Source organism: Psychrobacter sp. Ps6 (assembly GCF_022129235.1).
Lineage (GTDB): Bacteria > Pseudomonadota > Gammaproteobacteria > Pseudomonadales > Moraxellaceae > Psychrobacter.
The window spans coordinates 175,118-193,577 of the sequence record NZ_JADQAI010000004.1; the positions used below are offsets into that span (position 1 = coordinate 175,118).

Here is an 18,460-nt window from a genome sequence, read left to right on the forward strand (position 1 = left end):
ACTTAACACTCAGTATGGGGTCATATATGAAAAATATCACTGAAGCAATGAGATGGCGTTACAGCACCAAAGAATTTGATACCAATAAAAAAATATCAGCAGAAGACTTTCAGAGTCTAAAAGATATCTTACGTCTCAGTCCGTCGAGCACCAATATTCAACCTTGGCATTTTGTGATTGCTGATGACGAAGCTGGCAAAGCTCGAATTGCTAAAGGCACAGAGGGAATGTATGAATTCAATGATGCCAAAGTAAAAGATGCCTCGCATGTCATCGTATTCTGTAGCCGTGTCTATGCTGATGACGAGTTTTTGAACGAAGTGCTCGACAAAGAAGATGCCGATGGTCGCTTTGCAGAACCAAAATTCAAAGAGCAAATGCATCAAACGCGTAAAATGTTTTTGGACATCCGCCGTTACGAGCAAAAAGCTGAGCCGCATTGGTTGATAGAGCAACTATATCTCAACATGGGGGCTTTGCTACTAGGCGCCGCTACTTTGGGTATCGATGCTGTACCAATGGAAGGCGCAGATTTAAAAGCGCTTGATGAAGAGTTTGATTTACGTAATAAGGGCTATACAGCGGTCGCAATAGTTTCTCTTGGCTATCGTAGTGAAGATGATTTTAATGCTGATTTGCCTAAGTCTCGATTTGACGAAGAAACAATCATCACCAAAGCCTAATTTGACTTGTTTGATTTGAAATGATTATTCTAAAGTAGATTCATAATAGCCCTATAAACTTCCGTTTGTGGGGCTTTTCTTTATTAAAATCTATTTAATATACTACCTATTTCTAAAAAATAGATTGCCCACTTCACAGAGCAGATTGCTAAATCATATAGCCTGAGTTTGAGTGCTGATAAATTAAAAGCAATTAATACTAGCTAGCAGCGGATGATTAGGTTAATTGAGGTAAATGATTATCAATTAGCCTACAGCGATTGGTAGTGCTCACTTTCAGGTACTGCCTCGGTTTAAAAACTACACTGTAATAACTACAAAGTTAACACAAAATATCGTCCTCAATAAGACATAATCAATTTATTGACGCCGTAACAGCGAGGCGTTTTACTACTCCCTTATATTCATCTGCCAGCGAGAAGCCAGCATGTCTACCTTGACGTTAACAATCAATAAGCAGGATTATCAGCTCGAGAATCTTGACGCCCGTACGACATTGCTCGATGTCTGTCGTCAGCACTTACAAATTACCGGACCCAAAAAAGGCTGTGACCACGGTCAATGTGGGGCCTGCACCATGCTCATCAATGGACGACGAGTCAACTCCTGTCTGACACTTGCCGTCATGCATGATGGTGATGAGATTACGACCATCGAAGGCATCGGTATGCCGGACTCACTATCGGCGCTGCAACAAGCGTTCAAAGATAACGACGCGTTTCAGTGCGGGTACTGTACACCAGGTCAAATCTGTTCAGCGACTGCATTGATAGAAGAAGTAAAGCAGAATTGGCCAAGCCATGTGAGCACCGATCTACAGAATCCTGATAGCCTGCTTGTACAAGAAATCGCTGAGCGAATGAGTGGCAATATCTGCCGTTGCTCCGCTTATCCTAATATTATCAAAGCCATCTCACAAGTGCTAGAGAATGAAGCATCAGCGTCTACCTCTAAGACAGCTGACAACGCTGCGCAACACTCAAGCGTAACAGGTATTTGGTCACCGCCGCCTAGTGAGACGCAACTTGGCAAAAACTCATCAAATAATAAGATTGCAAATAACAAAACAGCAAATGGTACAACAGGAGGCCGCTCATGAAACGCTTTGAATATAGCCGTGCTGATGCACCAGAGCAAGCCGCGACATCTGCCAGTAGTAAAGATGCTTCTTTTATCGCAGGTGGTACCAACTTATTAGACTTGATGAAGTTAGAGATTGAGACACCCATCAAACTCGTCGATATTACGCGTCTTGACTTAGAGCAAGTAGAAACGACTGCTGATGGTGGTTTGCGTATTGGTACACTTGTGACCAATAGTGATTTAGCCGCGCATCCTGATGTGATTGCCAATTATCCAGTATTGTCCCGAGCTATTTTAGCAGGGGCGACTGGTCAGCTACGTAACAAAGCAACGACGGGTGGCAACTTCTTGCAGCGCACTCGTTGCTATTATTTTTATCAAACAGACAGCGCTTGTAACAAACGTGAACCGGGCACAGGCTGTCCTGCTATTAATGGTGAGAATCGTACGCTAGCTATTCTAGGTACGAGCGATGCCTGTATTTCTCAGCATCCATCTGACATGGCAGTGGCCATGCGCTTGCTGGATGCCACTATTGAGACAATAAAGGCGGACGGATCGACTCGCGCTATCGATATCAAAGATTTTTATTGCTTGCCAAAAGACACGCCGCATATCGAAAACGTGCTAGAAGCAGGCGAGTTGATTACTCATGTTGTACTACCTGCCCCTATCAAGGGTATGCATACCTATGACAAAGTGCGAGACCGTGCTTCTTATGCCTTTGCACTGGTATCTTGTGCCGCAGTCATCGATGCTGATGACAATGGCAACCTAAAGACAGTACGTTTGGCGTTCGGCGGCATCGGTACTAAGCCATGGCGTAATGAAGAGGTTGAGGCACTATTAACAGACACCAATGGCAACAGCGATGTTATCACGCAGGCCGCTGATCTGTTATTGCATGATGCCAAAGGGAATGGTCAAAACGACTTTAAAATACCATTGACGCGTCGCCTATTAAAACAAGTCATTCAGCGCGCACTAGCGGGCGAGGGAGCATAATCATGGCACTATTAGAATCAATCACACAGTCAGAACCAACCAAAAAAATGACCATGGATGAGCCTGTTGAAACGCTATTTAGTACAACGGCAAGCAAATTGGTCGGTAAGCCTATCAACCGTGTTGATGGTTCGCTAAAGGTTAGCGGCCAAGCAAAATACAGTGCTGAAATACACTTGGACAATCAAGCCTATGGTGTCTTGGTAGGCGCGACCATTGCCAAAGGGCGAGTTGAGAGTATTGATAATGATTCGCTAAAGGGTATTCCTAATATTATTAAGGTCGTGACTGATCCTGAGCATTTCTTACGTAACTCTCAACAAGGTGGACTAAAAAAAGCACCGACGCAGGGAGCGACTGAGATTTTTTATCATGGTCAGCCTATTGCGGTCGTCATCGCTGAGACTTTTGAAGCGGCGAGAGAAGGCGCGAAGGCGCTTAAAGTTACCTATACAGATGAGACTGATCAAGCAGCATTAAACTTTACTCAAGAGCTATCTAATGCACACGCGGTCGATGAGAAGAAAGGCTCAGACAAAAACTATGTCCAAGGTGACCCGGATCAAGGTTTAGCTGATGCAGCAGTGACCGTTGATCGCTTTTATCATACTCCAAGTCAAAACAGCTCTGCGATGGAGCCACATGCAACGTTGGCTCATTGGGAAGACGATAAGCTCGTTCTGTATACTGCCAATCAGATGCTGGCTTCTTGCAAACAGCAAGTCATGGATGCGCTAGATTTGAGTGAAGATCAAGTACAACTGATCGCACACTATGTCGGTGGTGGGTTCGGTAGTAAGCTCGGTATTGCTCCTGAATCTATTGCGGCGGCGATTGCTGCAAAAGATCTGGGTCGTCCTGTGTTGATCACTATGACGCGTCCGCAAGTAATGGAGGCGACAATCCGACGCTCAAACACGCGTCAGCGTATCGCAATCGGCGCGAACAATGACGGCGTGATTGATACATTGATTCACGATACGATCTCTAGTAATTTGCCAGATGAAGCTTTTTTCGAGCCGACTGCTTTATCTACGCACTATTTATATAGTGGCAAAAACCGCCGCGTAAATTATGAATTGGTAGATATGAACCAAGTATTAGCAGGCTCGATGCGTGCGCCTGGGGAAGCGGTTGGAATGATTGCCGTTGAGTGTGCAATGGATGAGTTGGCTACTCAGTTAGAGCTTGATCCTATCGAGTTGCGTCGTCGCAATGAACCCGAAAAAGACCCCACTAAAGACATTCCATTTTCGACACGTAAGCTAATTGAATGTATGGAGCAAGGTGCCAAGCAGTTTGGTTGGGATAAACGAAACGCCAAACCTGCCAGTCAATTAGAAGGTGACTGGTGGATAGGTACAGGCATGGCAGCTGCTGCACGTGGCAACCAACTACAGGCATCTGAAGCGCGTGCAACCCTACAGGTAGATGAGTCAAAAGCACTCGGTATCAAAGCAGTTATCGAGACAGACATGACAGACATTGGTACAGGGTCTTATACGGTGTTTTCTCAGGTAGCAGCAGACCTGTTAGGACTGCCTATTGACCATGTTGAGATGAAGCTAGGTGATAGTGCATTGCCACCAGCGTCCGGTTCGGGTGGCAGTTGGGGTGCTGCGAGTGCGGGTAGTAGTGTCTATCTTGCTTGTGAGCAGCTGCGTGAAATGCTAGCAGAAAAAGTCGGTCTGTATCCTGACAACATTCAGTTAGACAATGGTCAAATTAAAAAAGCAGGCGAGCATGATTCAACAGCAATGGAAGCTGCTAAAAAGAGCAGCCAATTATTTGCTGAAAGCACTATTGATAAGCTATCGCAAACCACAGGGCTTTCGTTATCAGGACAGTCAGCATCACAAGAGTATGACTTTGACAATACAGAGGCTTACGCGCTTGCAGAAGTAGTGGCTGACTATGAAGAGCAAAAAATCAGTGCCAAAGGTCAAATAAATCCAGGTAAGAATGGCAAAAAATATCGTCAGTCGTCGTTTGGTGCTAACTTCGCTGAAGTCGCTGTTCATAAAGTGACAGGTGAGATTCGGGTCAAGCGCATGACAGGTGCATTTGCCGCGGGTCGTATTCTGAACCACAAAACAGCGACCTCACAATGCTATGGTGGTATGGTGTTCGGTATCGGCTCAGCATTAATGGAGGAAATCATCCATGATAAACGTGACGGTCGTCTCTGTAATCACGACCTTGCCGAGTACCATGTGCCAGTCAATGCAGATGTACCGCAGTTAGATGTCATATTGGTAGAAGAGGATGATCCGTATACCAATCCAATGCACATTAAGGGCATCGGCGAGACGGCTATTGCAGGTGCGGCTGCTGCGATTGCCAATGCTGTCTACAATGCAGTTGGTGTCCGTGTTTATGATTTCCCGATTACACTTGATAAGCTGCTTTATGAGATGCCAGAGTAGTTTTATCAGCTTATGTATGACAAGAACCCGCTTACTGAGCGGGTTTTTGTAACTGGGTCGGCAGTATATTTTAGTACTATCAAAAAACTCACTATCAAAAAATAATTATTAAATAAGAGGCATTATGAATCAAGTCGCTGACATTCTGAAGCTGGCAGGTGAGGCTCAGCAGCAAGATGTTGATGCTGTATTGGCCACTGTCGTTCGTACAGAGGGCTCAGCGTATCGCCGTGCTGGCGCCATGATGCTCATCTGTGAAGATGGTCGCTCAGTTGGAATGATTAGTGGTGGTTGCTTGGAGCCCCACATCATCAAACGTGCCTTTTGGCTCACGCGTGACGGTGCCAATGTGCAAGTCTATCAGACGGGTGATGACATCGAATATGCTGAAAATGGTCAAGCGCAGGTAGCGATTAACAAAGAAGCTGGCGATACAGATGATGATCTAGACGGCTTGAATGGCTTAGATGACATGGACTTTGATGAGTTGAATTTTGGACTCGGCTGTAATGGACGTGTGCATGTGCTGTTTGAGCGACTGGCAACAGCGGCACCATTCTTAGAGTTAGTTCGTCAAGTTCGGCGAACTCAGCAGCCGATTACGGTCGCTACTTTGATTCGTACCAGCGATTTCCAGACTCAAACGGATAGTTTACAGAAAAGTGCTGAGCTGAAAATAGGCATGCGTATCAATTTAGAGGAATACTCCCATTCGGGAGACTTAGCAAGACATGAGACAATAAATTCTTCGAATATAATTACCGATATTGTAGAAGGATTAGCAGAGTATAAGTTATCTGAAAGCAATACCGAATACGTGACCATAAAAACGGACGAGGCAACCACCGAGTGGCTTGTGCAACGCCTGCAACCACAAGTGCGTTTATTAATTTGCGGCGCAGGTAATGATGTGATGCCACTGGTGACCATGGCCAAGCTACAAGATTGGCATGTGACGGTCATAGACAGTCGCGCGCAATATGCGACGCGTATGCGGTTTCCTCAAGCAGATGCCGTCATTTCATTATCCTTAGAGGATAGTGATACGTTGCTAAAGCTGAGCCATAATGCTGCGGTTGCTCTGATGTCACATAGCTTGACTCAAGACCGCGCTCGCTTGGCGGTATTGCTAGCGCATGCGCAAAACTATAGATATTTAGGGCAGTTGGGGCCGCGTTATCGTACCGAACGCTTAATCAATGAAATCAGCGCCACTCTCACACAACCTGACGTCTTGGCTGCTGGTATCCGTAAGTTGCATTATCCGATTGGCTATAAGCTAGGCGGTGATGGTCCTGAAGCACTCGCACTTGGTATCATGGCACAGATAAATGCAGTCATGCATGATCAAGCCTCATCAATAGCGGTTTCGGATAGTAGTTTTTTGCATACAGCAGCGTTGAGTAATGATGCTGATATTGTGCCGAGTGTCGTATGAACAGCGGTATTTCTATAGAAGACACAGACAGACCGACACGGAATCATGCGGTCATCATATTGGCAAGTGGCCTCAGTCAGCGTCTTGGTCAACCCAAACAGCTGCTCGTTAAGAACGGCGAACCATTAATCTTGCGCATGGCACGATTAGCATTAAATACCAATCCGCAAGCCGTCATCGTTGTGATTCCTGATAAGCACTCTGCAATTACTAGTGTAGTTACAGAGCTGGCTATGCGATATCCAGCGGTTCAAGCGGTGCTAAATTCAAAACCTGATACCGGTATGGCGGACAGTTTGCGTTTGGGTATTGAGGGCATTGCGAGTCTTGAAAATTCGTCAATCGAGCGCGTGCTTATTATGGGGGTTGATCAGGTCTTATTGGATGAGTCACATTTAGCTGTATTGTTGACTGGTGAACAGTCTGTAGTGGCAAGTCGCTATCATAGTTGGAAGCGTTTAGAAAAGCATCAAAATTTAAATGAAGCGGAATCTAATAAAAACTCTGCTACTAGTAAATCTGCAAACCATGTCGTTGGTCTGCCTTTAGCAATTAACTATAAACTGCTTATACAATGGCAGGCAATGTTAGCAGGCGATAAAGGGCTACGGCATCTGATTAGAGGGTTACCAGCCGATCAAATAGGTACAGTTATCAACGATAGTCTTACTTATGATATTGATACGCCCGAGCAGCTCATCTATGCCAAACAACAAGGCTGGCTGGATAAGAAATCCTAGCAATAATAAGTATTAAGCGACCGACATGATAAGCATGATAGAAACCGAACGACTGTACCTTAGACAGTGGCGAGCGAGCGACTTTGCGCCATTCGCTGAGATGAATGCCAATCCTAAAGTGATGGAATACTTTCCCAAGTTATTAACCATTTCTATGAGTAATACTATCGCCAAAAAATGCCAGACGCTGATTGAGGCTAATGGGTGGGGGTTTTGGGCGGTGAGTCGCAAAGGCCGCTCAAACAAAAACGATGACTTTATTGGTATGGTTGGGTTAAATAACGCGCATGCTGATATGCCGTTTGCCCCTGCTGTCGAGATTGGTTGGCGCTTGCATAGTGATTATTGGGGGCTAGGGTATGCGACCGAGGCCGCGAAGGCTGCTTTACGATTTGCTTTTGATGTTTTAGAACTTAGCGACGTGGTTGCCTTTACTGCGGTGATTAATAAACGTTCGCAAAAGCTTATGCAGCGCCTTGGTATGATCAACACACAGGAGAATTTTTATCATCCTATGCTTGATGCCAAGCACCCACTTGCTGAGCATGTCCTGTATAAAATCACGCGTCAGCAGTGGCAAGCCCTTAGCGCATAACGGACTCTATGTATCTGATACGGCCGATCTTGAAAACGTCAAAATATGTCCTTTAAACGGCAACTCTAGATAAGTCGTATTTTCAGGTTTGACATGCTGACTACTAAAGCCAAACTCAATCATTTTGTTAGTCAGCTTGTTTTTGCGACCGCGACCAGGATCGACTACGATGACTTCACAGGTCGGTAGGGCATGGCGCTCTATGAATTCCGCCAATATATCGATGTGTTGATCTTCATAGAGTAAGTCACTGCCGATAATGATATCAAACTTGCCAAGATGGCTATTGTCCTCTGACCAGTCTAAACGCTCAAAATTAATCTCTTTGCTATTATTCAGTGTGGTATTTCTATCCAGAAAATACTCAACCGTTGGATGATAGTCAGTCGCTGTAATGTCCGCATGTCTATGATTGAGCAGCAAACTCGATAGCGCCATGCCGCAGCCCACTTCCAAAATTCGTTTGCCCGCGATATCGTAATCGAGCATATGATTGGCAAGTACCAAGCTTGATGGCCATATGACACCAAACATCGGCCAAGAAGCGGAGCAAATGCCCAAATTCAATGCCTCATCATCAGGGTCGCTAAATTGCTGATTGTCACGCAGGGTGCAAACATGAATGTCAGTGTTGCCAATTTCGATCGTTTGATAGCGTACGCGCACGGTGGTCAGCGAAGTCATAAACTGTCCTAAAAAATAAGCAAAAATGCAAGGTTTGGCAGAGGTTGCCACTGTCGATGAGGTAGGACGTTCGAATAAGGTATCTAAATATTGGAAATAGTAGAAAGTGAGCGACTGTAGAAGTTTTTGTTTTATAAAAGACTCGGTAGCGCCAAGAAAAGCGTCTTACAGGTGTGAGGAGAGTATGACCTAAACGATGACAAGTTATTGTTAATTCTGAAGGTATTGTTATTGCTGTGCAAAATCGTCCAGCACTAGAAAGTAATAGACAAGAAAGCCATTAGACGCGGATGGTTATAAGAGAGGAAAGGGCGCTCGACCTAAGACAAGCGCACTTATGTTACTATGGTATGAAGGAATTATGTTGAGTAATGGCTTAACTCCATCAACTAAGAAACTTTAGACCAGATGTCTTGAGCGCCCATACCAGCTCTACAAAGGCGCGACTGTTGGTCAAGGGTTCGCCGTCGATGATGAGCACATAACCTGCACCGTCAATCCATAAAAACACAAAGCTGGTTTCAGGAATAAGTAAGTCAACTTGCTGAAAAAACGAGATGGCTTGACTCTCTACTGCCCAGCCGCGCTGTTTTTGGCGAAGCATAAATCCTGAAAAATCAGCAGCTGCGACACTGAGCATGTCCGCTTCCTCTTGACTATAACCAATCCGAGCCAGACAAAACCCTTCATCAGAGCCAATTGCGGCACGGCGTTTGCCAGATAAGCTCGCGACTACGTAAGGCAAAAACTGATCCAGTGGCAAATTGGGTGCTGGCAAAAGCAAAGACAGTTTTTCAATCCAGCCTTGCTCGATAAAGCTTTGTAGCCATATATCAGAATAACGCTGCAACCAATCAGCAGCGAGTAGTGTCTGCCCATAAGACAATAAATCTTGTAGCGCCAACTGCTCGTCAGTCGGCTCATTCTGTGAAAATGCCTCAAAAATACCAGCGGGCGTTAAGGTTAGATAGGTTTTATCAGCATTCAAGTAAGAGGACATAGCGGCTACCGTAGTGATGAAAGGGTGATAAAAAATATTTAAGGTAATAAATGAATGACAATCTATCGTGTAGTAGAAGGTCTAATGGTTTGATCAAGGTGCTGTTGGCAATTGTCCCAGCGCTTATCAAACTGCCAATCACTTTTGCCCAAGCTAAACCATACTAATGAAAATGCCAGACGATCGTTGCGCGCCGTACAATAGGCAAAAAACTCATTTTCAATTTGCTCAATGGTGCCCCAGTCTTGGCTAGCACGTGCTTGCATCAACTCGCTTGTGATGTCTTTAGCGATTTCTTTGGCATCATCGCTACTGATACGCAGTCGTTGCTTTTGCTCATTGAGCGAAGGCGACACCAGTACGCTCCAGCGAGTGGCGAGCATACTGTTGCGCTGAATGTAGCTTTTTTTATCAATACAATCGCGAAACCCTTGCTGGGCATCAGGGTACAAGCGATCTTTAATACGCGTAAATAGATTATTGACATCGTACGGAATATCAAACCAGCAACCATAGAAAAAGTCCGCTACAGCGCCTTGTAACGGTTCTTTTTCAGTCATCAGTAAGGCGGCGTTGATGCGCTGCTCATGAAAGTGACGGTTATTGGGTGCCAAAAACACCTTGCGCGAGTAAAGTCGAAATACTCGGTGCGCGACTTTCTCATTTTCTTTGATCAGGTCTGCATCAGACATCATAGTATCCTCTTGTCATAGCCGTGATGGCAAAAAGCGCAACAAGCCACAGCCTAATTCTGTAAAACGAAGTGCGATATCAATAAAGCTAATAAGCGATCAGTCCAATAATGTCTGCATCAAATCAATCATGAACTCAGCATCTTCTTCACTCATCGCCTCAAACCCCTGCGGCATACCTAGTTCAGTCAAGGCTTCTTTACCATCGTCATCGCTATGCAAATCAAGAATGGCATCTATAAAGAGTTGCGCATCTGGGAAGTCATCTTTGATAAGCAGGACATGGCTAATATCTGCCAAATCACTCTCAATCAGTACCGATAGCTGAGCTTTGGTTAAGCGTGAAAAGCTGTGAAATATCTCCGCTAAGAAGAAAGCCGCTTGGGCATCGCCTTTGATCACTTTGCGGGCGGCTGCTTGATAGGTCTCAGTCACATCCCAGTTAAGATCAGATTCTTCTATATCGACAGCTTCTAGCAAACGCAAACCAATCAGCTTGACGTCGCGGTTGTCTGCCATGGCGACAGTTGCACCCGCATGGATATCTTCTAGGCGGTCGATATCGCTATTGGCCGCTGCTGCAATCACCATCTCATCAGACTTACCGATAGGTCGTGCAATGGCTCGATAGCCTTGCGCGCGTATCAGGGCGGCTGCATCAAAAGGATTGGCGTAGATAATTTGGATATCACCTGCCTCAATCAATGCTTCTTGCTCAGCATGTGATGCTGGAATATTAAGATGCATGTTTAGGTTGGCACGTTTTTGTATCAAGGTATTAAACATGTGCCAGCCTGCAAAGCGCTCAGGCGAGAAATCAGGGGCGATTAACATATTGTGTGTCGTCATGATTTAGCCTTCCTCATGTTGTTTCATTTGAGCGTACTGAGACAGTGCCGCTTCAATTTTGCTGCGTGATGGCTTGCGGCGTACTGAGGTGTAGCCAACGGTTTCGCCGCGGCGAACATTGGGTACGACCGTGGCATATACCCAATAGTGACTACCGTCTTTGCATAAGTTTTTGACATAGCCATGCCATTTTCGTCCAGATTCAGCGGTATCCCACAGGTCTTTGTAGGCGGCTTTTGGCATATCAGGGTGGCGCAAGATAGATTGCGGTTGACCGATGAGCTCATCAACGCTGTAGCCACTAATCTCGACAAAGGCATCGTTGACGTGAGTAATAATACCGTCTAAATCGGTGCGCGAGACAATCAATTTGCCATCGGGATAGGGACGTTCTATTCCTGTATCATAGACAGTCCGTGACGTTCCATCATAATAGGTTAGGGTGATTTGCTCAGCAGGCAGGTCAGGCTTGTGTGCATCAGGGATTGGAGAACCCATGGTCATCTCCTTTATTAGTCGTTATGTAGTCAATCCTCTATAAATGGGATACGGTGTCAGCCTTGCTTAGTCTACTACTTATAGTACTTTCGCCCGGCTTCCTTGTATGCAAATCATATTGAACCGACTATGTTTATAATAATTAAAAAGCGAATGGATACGGCGCTTGTTAAAAGCTAAAGCTACCAATCAAATAAGTTTTGCAAGGGCTTCTGAAGCACGCTTGATGTCTAAGAATATCAAGCCAAGCTTGGCATTGGGTTTTGCCATGATGGTGAGCACTGCTTCTTCTCCTGATGAGGTCATGATCACATAGCCTTTTTCGCCTTGAATCATGATGCGATCGATACTACCGCGTGCCAATTCGCGACCTGCACGGTCACCCAATGATAGCAGTGCCGCTGACATCGCCCCAACACGGTCTTCATCAACGCCAGTTGGTAGAGCTGAGGCAATCATCAGACCATCGTTAGAGATTAGGGCAGATGCTTCAACATCTGCTGATGAGCTGTTTAAGTCTTCCAATATCTGTTGAAATGAATCTGTACGCATATCGCTTTCTCTATACTGTGTGTTAATTTTTATTTATGAACTATAGTTAGCCAAAAATAACCCTATTTAAAAAAGGGTATTATAAATCCTTACTAAAAATATTGATATAGTAAATCCCTATTTAAAATAAGGTTATGGAGATTTTTTTCTTCAATTTCATAAAATTTTTAATATTTTTATTAAAAAAGCCCCAATCATTGTATGACTGGGGCTTTTTTGGTTACGATAAATAAAAGTAGTTTGACTATATTGCCTCGCGCCATTGTCCTTGAACCATAATGCCTTGAATAGGATTAAGCCCCATCTGATAGGCCAAGTCAGCAGGGCGGGCGATATCCCATAATGCTAAATCGGCATCACAGCCAACCTCTATTTTACCTTTATTAGGTAGCCCCAAAGCCTGCGCCGCATAAACCGTCGATCCTGCCAGTACTTCTTCAGGCGTGAGGTAAAAAAGCGTACAGCCCATATTCATCGTCAATAACAGCGACGTTAACGGTGAGGTGCCAGGGTTACAATCGGTCGAAATCGCCATCGGGACGCGATGCGTGCGCAGTGCCTCAATCGGTGGCAGTTTGGTGTCACGTAACGTATAAAACGCTCCGGGCAATATCACGGCAACCGTGTTGCTAGCAGCCATCTTCGCTATGTCTTCTTCTGATAAGTGCTCTAAATGGTCGCTAGATAGTCCTTTGTATTCGGCAACTAAAGCGCTACCGCCGATATCAGATAACTGCTCAGAGTGTAGTTTGACTGGCAGGTCCAATGAGCGCGCAACCTCAAAAACGCGTCTAATCTGATCGCTACTAAAGGCAATGTTTTCACAGAAACCATCGACCGCATCGACTAAGCCTTCTGCATGCAGAATCGGCAGCCACTCGCAGACTTGCTCGATATAGTCGTCCGCACGGTTTTGCATGTGAGACTTATATTCAGGTGGTAAGGCGTGCGCTGCTAGATAAGTAGTGCTCACATGAATGTCATACTTTTCGCCAAGCTGACGAGCGACAGTAAGCATTTTGCGTTCAGTGTCTAAGTCCAGACCATAACCCGACTTGATTTCGATACTGGTGACGCCTTCTTTCATCAGCGCGACTAGACGTTTTTCACTTTGGGTAAATAGCGATTCAATACTAGCCTCACGGGTGGCGCTCACAGTTGCGACAATACCGCCGCCTTGTGCAGCGATGTCTTGGTAACTGGCACCTTGCAAACGCGCTTCGAACTCATTGCTGCGGTTGCCGCCATAGACAATGTGCGTATGACAATCGATGAGCCCAGGCGTTATCCATTTACCATCGACGTCTGTGATTTGGTTCTTTTGATAATGAGGCAGATGAGTAACGATTTGTTCCTGTACTCCAATCCAAGCAATCTTGCCGTTTTTAATACCGATAGCGGCGTTCTCTAACTGACCGTATGGGACGCTATCAGGATCCTCGTTTTCATAAAGATCAAAACCATAGTGCGCTGAAAACGTCGCAATGTTGGCATTGATAATAAGGTGATCAAACGATGTCATCGTAGATTCGTCGAGCGTCTGCTCATTAAAACTCTCTGATTCATTCATAGTATGCTCCTAATGATTGGGAGGCGAGCGATCTTTGTTTGCAAGACCTTTGTTCGTAAGATTTAAGTGACAAGTAAGTGCTGTTCTATAATCGTTGCCAGCAATCGAGCAGCGACTTTGCAGCTACGACTATCAACATCAAAGGTCGGGTTGATTTCAGCAATATCAGCCATTTTCATTTTACCTGATGACATGATCAGCTTGACCATACGCTCAACAAAACCAAGCTCAATACCAAAGGCGGCAGGCGCGCTGACACCCGGGACGACACTAAAGGGGAGGCAGTCCATATCAATGGTGAGATACACGATATCGACCTGATCTATGAAGCTTTTGACCTGCTCGGCAAGTGTATCCCAAGGCTGATAATGACAGTCTTCATCACTAATGACCTGTACACCCAGTTGCTCGGCGCGATCGAAGAGCGCGGCGGTATTAGAAAAGCGACTGACGCCTATACAGCAATAATAAAAGGGTTGATCGTGTGTATCAAGGTGCTCAGCAATTTGACGAAAAGGTGTTCCAGAAGTCGCCACATCAGACTGACGAATATCCAAATGCGCGTCAAAATTAATGATTCCGACAGTAGGCGTGGCATTTGCTTCGCTGGTATTTTCTAAGGCCTGCCATAATCCTAAAAAGCTACCGTAAGCGATGGCATGACCACCGCCAAGCCCGATGGGTAGGCCACCTTGCTTGAGGATAGTGCTAACTGCATCGGCGTATTTAATCTGAGCTTGCTCAAGGGTACGCTCGGCAAAGCCGTCGTTGTCATGACAGTAAATGTCACCGGCATCACCTAGTAAGGATGGTAGTTGATCATTAAAGCGTTGTTGCAACTCGGCAATGACTGGCAATGCAGCGAACGCCCGACGAATCAAAGGCGGTGCAGCTCGTGCGCCCGCGCGCCCTTGATTGCGTCTAACCCCTTGGTCACAAGCGAAACCAACCAGCCCAATATGTTGAGCCTCATAAGGCTGGGCGAGCTGATACCAATAGCGGGCACGTGCAGTCTCAAACGGCTCAGCACGGCCTGTCCACTGAGTCATATCAGCGACTGTATGACTAATGGGTGTGGTTGCTACTGTCATCCTTGCTCTCCTTTAACCAGTTAACCGTTATTTAGACTCGTACCAGTCGCGACGCAGCTCTTGCCAATGCTGAGCAAGTGTACCGTCTAGTACTAGCTGCTTGGCTGCCTCGATATCTGGGGCTAGGTAGCGATCTTTATCATAAAACGTGACTTTTTCGCGTAGCTTTTGATGCGCCACTGTCAACGGCTCTGATGTCTCGAGTCCACGATGGAAGTCAATACCTTGACCAGCAGCTAGCAGTTCAATACCGATAATGGTCGCGGTATTTTGCGCCATCTCATATAGGCGGCGAGCACAATAGGTGGCCATCGATACATGATCTTCTTGGTTGGCAGAGGTCGGAATACTATCGACACTGCCTGGATGGGCGATAGATTTGTTTTCTGAGGCCAATGCTGCTGCCGTTACATGCGCAATCATAAAGCCTGAGTTGACCCCAGCGTTATCGACCAAGAAGGGCGGCAGACCGCCTGATAACGTTGCATCAATTAGTAAGGCCACACGGCGCTCAGACATCGAGCCAATCTCAGCGATTGCCAAGGCTAAAATATCCGCGGCAAAAGCGACTGGCTCAGCGTGGAAATTACCACCTGAAATGGCGACTGGGCCATCTTCGTTATTAAAGATAAGCGGATTGTCGGTTACCGCGTTGGATTCGATAAGTAGTGTTTTTCCTGCTTGGTTGATGATATCAAGACAAGCACCCATGACCTGCGGCTGACAGCGTAGGCAATAAGGATCTTGTACGCGATCATCTTGCTCGCCGTCATGTGAGGCACGAATAGCACTGCCTTTGATCAATTGACGATGCGCTTTGGCGATCTCTATCTGACCATGATGACCACGTACTTCGTGAATCCGAGCATCAAATGGTGAATCCGAGCCTTTGGCTGCATCAATTGACAGTGAGCCGACAATGGTTGCTGTTTCAAGCAAATCACGCGCTAAGAAATAACCACGTAATGCTAGTGCCGTTGATACTTGTGTACCGTTGATGAGTGCAAGGCCTTCTTTGGCTGCAAGCGTAATAGGCTCAAGTCCGTGCTGCGCTAAGGCATCAGCGGCAAGGACTTTTTTGCCATCGACATAGACGTGACCTTCACCCATCATCGCAAGCGTCATGTGTGATAGTGGCGCTAAATCACCAGAGGCACCGACTGAACCTTTGGCTGGAATGTTTGGCGTGATTTGATTGTTGATTAAACCAAGTAAGCTATCAACTACCTCGCGGCGTACGCCAGAGACGCCTTGTGCTAGGCTGGCAACTTTCATCACCATAATCAGTCGTACCACACCATCTGGTAGCGCGTCACCAGTACCTACCGAGTGAGAAACGATCAGGTTACGCTGAAGGAGCTCAAGTTGGTCATCACTGATACGTGTCTTGGCAAGTAAACCAAAGCCTGTATTGATGCCATAAGCGCTCTTATCACGGGCAATGATGGTGCGCACGTCTTCATGCGAGGCATCAATCGCCTCATAAGCACTCTCAGTCAGTGTCAATATAACAGGCTGCTCATAGATGTCACGTAGCATCTCAAAGCTAAGCTGGCGTGGGTGTAGGGTTAGTTGCTTGATATTTTCCATAGGGGTAATCCTAGTTGCATAGTCATATAAGTGTTTGTTTTTATAATATTAAGGTAGTTCAAACTATTTAATCATTGGCAGGTTTAGACCATAATCTTTTGCTGTTTTAATTGCTAACTCATAACCTGCATCGGCATGACGCATAACGCCTGAACCGCAGTCATTGACCAGTACTCGTGACAAGCGTTTGGCAGCGGCATCCGTACCGTCTGCAACGATGACCATGCCTGAATGCTGCGAGTAGCCCATGCCGACACCGCCGCCATGATGCAATGATACCCACGTCGCGCCGCCTGCCACGTTCAGCATGCCGTTCAATAGCGCCCAATCAGATACCGCATCTGAGCCATCTTTCATGCTTTCTGTTTCGCGGTTTGGACTGGCAACAGAGCCCGTGTCCAAATGATCACGACCAATGACGATAGGGCCTTTTAGCTCACCGTTTTTGACCATCTCATTAAATGCCAACCCTGCTTTGTCACGTTCGCCCAGTCCCAACCAGCAGATACGGGCAGGTAAGCCTTGAAACTGAATGCGCTCTTTTGCCATATCAAGCCAGCGATGGATATGCTGGTTTTCAGGGAACAATTCTTTAATTTTTTGATCCGTTTTATAGATGTCTTCTGGGTCACCAGATAGTGCTACCCAGCGGAATGGGCCTTTGCCTTGGCAAAACAGCGGACGAATATAAGCGGGGACAAAGCCTGGGAAATTAAAGGCATCTTTAACCCCTTCATCAAACGCCACCTGACGGATGTTATTACCGTAATCAGTCGCTGGGATATTCATCGCTTGCAGATCTAAAATTGCCTGGACGTGTACCGCACAAGATTGAGCAGCGGCTTTGGTGAGGGCAGCATGTTGCTCTGGATCTTCTTGGGCGGCCTTCCATTCTTCGACCGTCCAGCCGCTTGGTAGATAGCCATTGATTAAATCATGCGCCGAGGTTTGATCGGTGACTAAATCAGGCTTCATACCGCCAGCATTAGCGCGCTTGACCATCTCAGGCAAGATATCTGCAGCGTTACCAAGTAGCGCGATAGAGACCGCTTCACCCGCGTCAGTATGTTGCTTGATTAACTCATAAGCGTGGTCAAGATCGTCTGCTTGCTTATCGACATAACCCGTACGCAAACGAAAATCGATACTAGACTGCTGACATTCGATATTCAATGAAGTCGCACCCGCAAAGGTAGCCGCTAATGGCTGCGCGCCGCCCATACCGCCCAGACCAGCGGTCAAAATCCAACGTCCTTTCCAGCTGCCATCATAATGTTGACGACCTGCTTCAACAAAGGTCTCGTAAGTCCCTTGCACGATGCCTTGCGTACCGATGTAAATCCAGCTACCTGCTGTCATCTGACCATACATAAATAGGTCTTTGCGATCGAGCTCATTGAAGTGCTCCCACGTTGCCCAGCGCGGTACAAGGTTAGAATTGGCAATCAATACGCGTGGTGCGTTTTCGTGTGTTTGAAACACGCCGACTGGCTTACCAGACTGTACGAGTAAGGTTTCATCATCTTCTAACGTTTTGAGCGATTCTAAGATTTGATCATAGCTTTCCCAGTTACGTGCTGCGCGTCCGATACCACCGTATACCACAAGGCTTTTTGGATTTTCGGCCACATCAGGATGTAGATTGTTTTGCAGCATGCGATAAGGGGCTTCGGTCAGCCAGCTTTTGCAATGCAACGTGCTGCCTGTAGGCGCGGCGATATCGCGAGACTCATCACGGCGGGTAAGTTTATTGTTGGTTCCGTTTTCAGTAGTCATGGTCATATCCTTGTGGTAACTAATAGGGCAATAAAGTAGTCAAAGTAGGTGTTTTACAGTCAGTCTATAAACGCATCGAAATGTAACGTAGCTAGGTCAAGATTTTTAGACTTGCTATAAATTGTATATACAAATTATCAAAGATAGTTTTTTCATGCAAGGATTTTTTGATAAAAATTAGAATTAAT

The 18,460-nt window shown here is 46.0% G+C and carries 17 protein-coding genes; 7 read left to right on the forward strand and 10 right to left on the reverse strand.

Annotation, left to right across the window (positions count from 1 at the left end):
• The first annotated feature begins 26 nt into the window (after nucleotides 1–26).
• From nfsB to I3255_RS06645, 7 genes are all read left to right on the forward strand, one after another.
• Nucleotides 27–683, forward strand: coding sequence for an oxygen-insensitive NAD(P)H nitroreductase (gene nfsB, locus I3255_RS06615; protein WP_238038097.1), 657 nt, complete (start codon nucleotides 27–29; stop codon nucleotides 681–683).
• 427 nt (nucleotides 684–1,110) lie between these two features.
• Nucleotides 1,111–1,782 carry a 2Fe-2S iron-sulfur cluster-binding protein gene (locus I3255_RS06620; RefSeq protein ID WP_238038099.1) on the forward strand — a complete coding sequence of 224 codons (672 nt, stop codon included), beginning with the start codon at nucleotides 1,111–1,113 and terminating at the stop codon, nucleotides 1,780–1,782.
• Entirely contained in the window at nucleotides 1,779–2,771 is a 993-nt protein-coding gene (locus tag I3255_RS06625; RefSeq protein WP_238038101.1) for a xanthine dehydrogenase family protein subunit M, read from the forward strand. Before I3255_RS06620 ends, I3255_RS06625 begins: the two co-directional genes overlap by 4 nt.
• A 2-nt stretch (nucleotides 2,772–2,773) precedes the next feature.
• Nucleotides 2,774–5,197, forward strand: a complete 2,424-nt coding sequence (locus tag I3255_RS06630) for a xanthine dehydrogenase family protein molybdopterin-binding subunit (protein ID WP_238038103.1) — start codon at nucleotides 2,774–2,776, stop codon at nucleotides 5,195–5,197.
• Between the two features lie 124 nt (nucleotides 5,198–5,321).
• Nucleotides 5,322–6,635, forward strand: a complete 1,314-nt coding sequence (locus tag I3255_RS06635) for an XdhC/CoxI family protein (RefSeq protein WP_238038105.1) — start codon at nucleotides 5,322–5,324, stop codon at nucleotides 6,633–6,635.
• Nucleotides 6,632–7,375 (forward strand): nucleotidyltransferase family protein, encoded by a 744-nt coding sequence (locus I3255_RS06640; protein ID WP_238038107.1) that lies wholly within the window; start codon nucleotides 6,632–6,634, stop codon nucleotides 7,373–7,375. Before I3255_RS06635 ends, I3255_RS06640 begins: the two co-directional genes overlap by 4 nt.
• A 34-nt stretch (nucleotides 7,376–7,409) precedes the next feature.
• On the forward strand, nucleotides 7,410–7,970 hold the full coding sequence (locus tag I3255_RS06645; RefSeq protein ID WP_238038219.1) for a GNAT family N-acetyltransferase: 561 nt from the start codon (nucleotides 7,410–7,412) through the stop codon (nucleotides 7,968–7,970).
• Between the two features lie 6 nt (nucleotides 7,971–7,976).
• On the opposite strand, the gene I3255_RS06650 is transcribed toward I3255_RS06645, so the two are convergent.
• From I3255_RS06650 to hutU, 10 genes are all read right to left on the reverse strand, one after another.
• Nucleotides 7,977–8,654: a histidine kinase gene (locus tag I3255_RS06650; RefSeq protein WP_238038109.1), complete on the reverse strand. Its 678-nt coding sequence runs from the start codon at nucleotides 8,652–8,654 to the stop codon at nucleotides 7,977–7,979.
• 385 nt (nucleotides 8,655–9,039) lie between these two features.
• Entirely contained in the window at nucleotides 9,040–9,654 is a 615-nt protein-coding gene (locus tag I3255_RS06655) for a hypothetical protein (RefSeq protein WP_201599568.1), read from the reverse strand.
• 62 nt (nucleotides 9,655–9,716) lie between these two features.
• A complete protein-coding gene (locus tag I3255_RS06660) occupies nucleotides 9,717–10,346 on the reverse strand; it encodes a hypothetical protein (protein ID WP_238038111.1) in 630 nt (209 codons plus the stop codon).
• Between the two features lie 99 nt (nucleotides 10,347–10,445).
• Nucleotides 10,446–11,195 carry a PhnD/SsuA/transferrin family substrate-binding protein gene (locus I3255_RS06665; RefSeq protein ID WP_238038113.1) on the reverse strand — a complete coding sequence of 250 codons (750 nt, stop codon included), beginning with the start codon at nucleotides 11,193–11,195 and terminating at the stop codon, nucleotides 10,446–10,448.
• Between the two features lie 3 nt (nucleotides 11,196–11,198).
• Nucleotides 11,199–11,693 carry a PAS domain-containing protein gene (locus I3255_RS06670; RefSeq protein WP_238038114.1) on the reverse strand — a complete coding sequence of 165 codons (495 nt, stop codon included), beginning with the start codon at nucleotides 11,691–11,693 and terminating at the stop codon, nucleotides 11,199–11,201.
• 189 nt (nucleotides 11,694–11,882) lie between these two features.
• Nucleotides 11,883–12,245, reverse strand: coding sequence for a roadblock/LC7 domain-containing protein (locus tag I3255_RS06675; RefSeq protein ID WP_040641606.1), 363 nt, complete (start codon nucleotides 12,243–12,245; stop codon nucleotides 11,883–11,885).
• Nucleotides 12,246–12,489: 244 nt separating this feature from the next.
• Complete coding sequence (gene hutI / locus I3255_RS06680) at nucleotides 12,490–13,815, reverse strand: imidazolonepropionase (RefSeq protein ID WP_238038115.1); 1,326 nt, start codon at nucleotides 13,813–13,815, stop codon at nucleotides 12,490–12,492.
• Between the two features lie 62 nt (nucleotides 13,816–13,877).
• Complete coding sequence (hutG, locus tag I3255_RS06685; RefSeq protein WP_238038116.1) at nucleotides 13,878–14,906, reverse strand: formimidoylglutamase; 1,029 nt, start codon at nucleotides 14,904–14,906, stop codon at nucleotides 13,878–13,880.
• A gap of 27 nt (nucleotides 14,907–14,933) precedes the next feature.
• Nucleotides 14,934–16,496, reverse strand: a complete 1,563-nt coding sequence (gene hutH, locus I3255_RS06690; protein WP_238038117.1) for a histidine ammonia-lyase — start codon at nucleotides 16,494–16,496, stop codon at nucleotides 14,934–14,936.
• A gap of 63 nt (nucleotides 16,497–16,559) precedes the next feature.
• Nucleotides 16,560–18,272 (reverse strand): urocanate hydratase, encoded by a 1,713-nt coding sequence (gene hutU / locus I3255_RS06695; protein ID WP_238038118.1) that lies wholly within the window; start codon nucleotides 18,270–18,272, stop codon nucleotides 16,560–16,562.
• Between the last annotated feature and the right edge of the window lie 188 nt (nucleotides 18,273–18,460).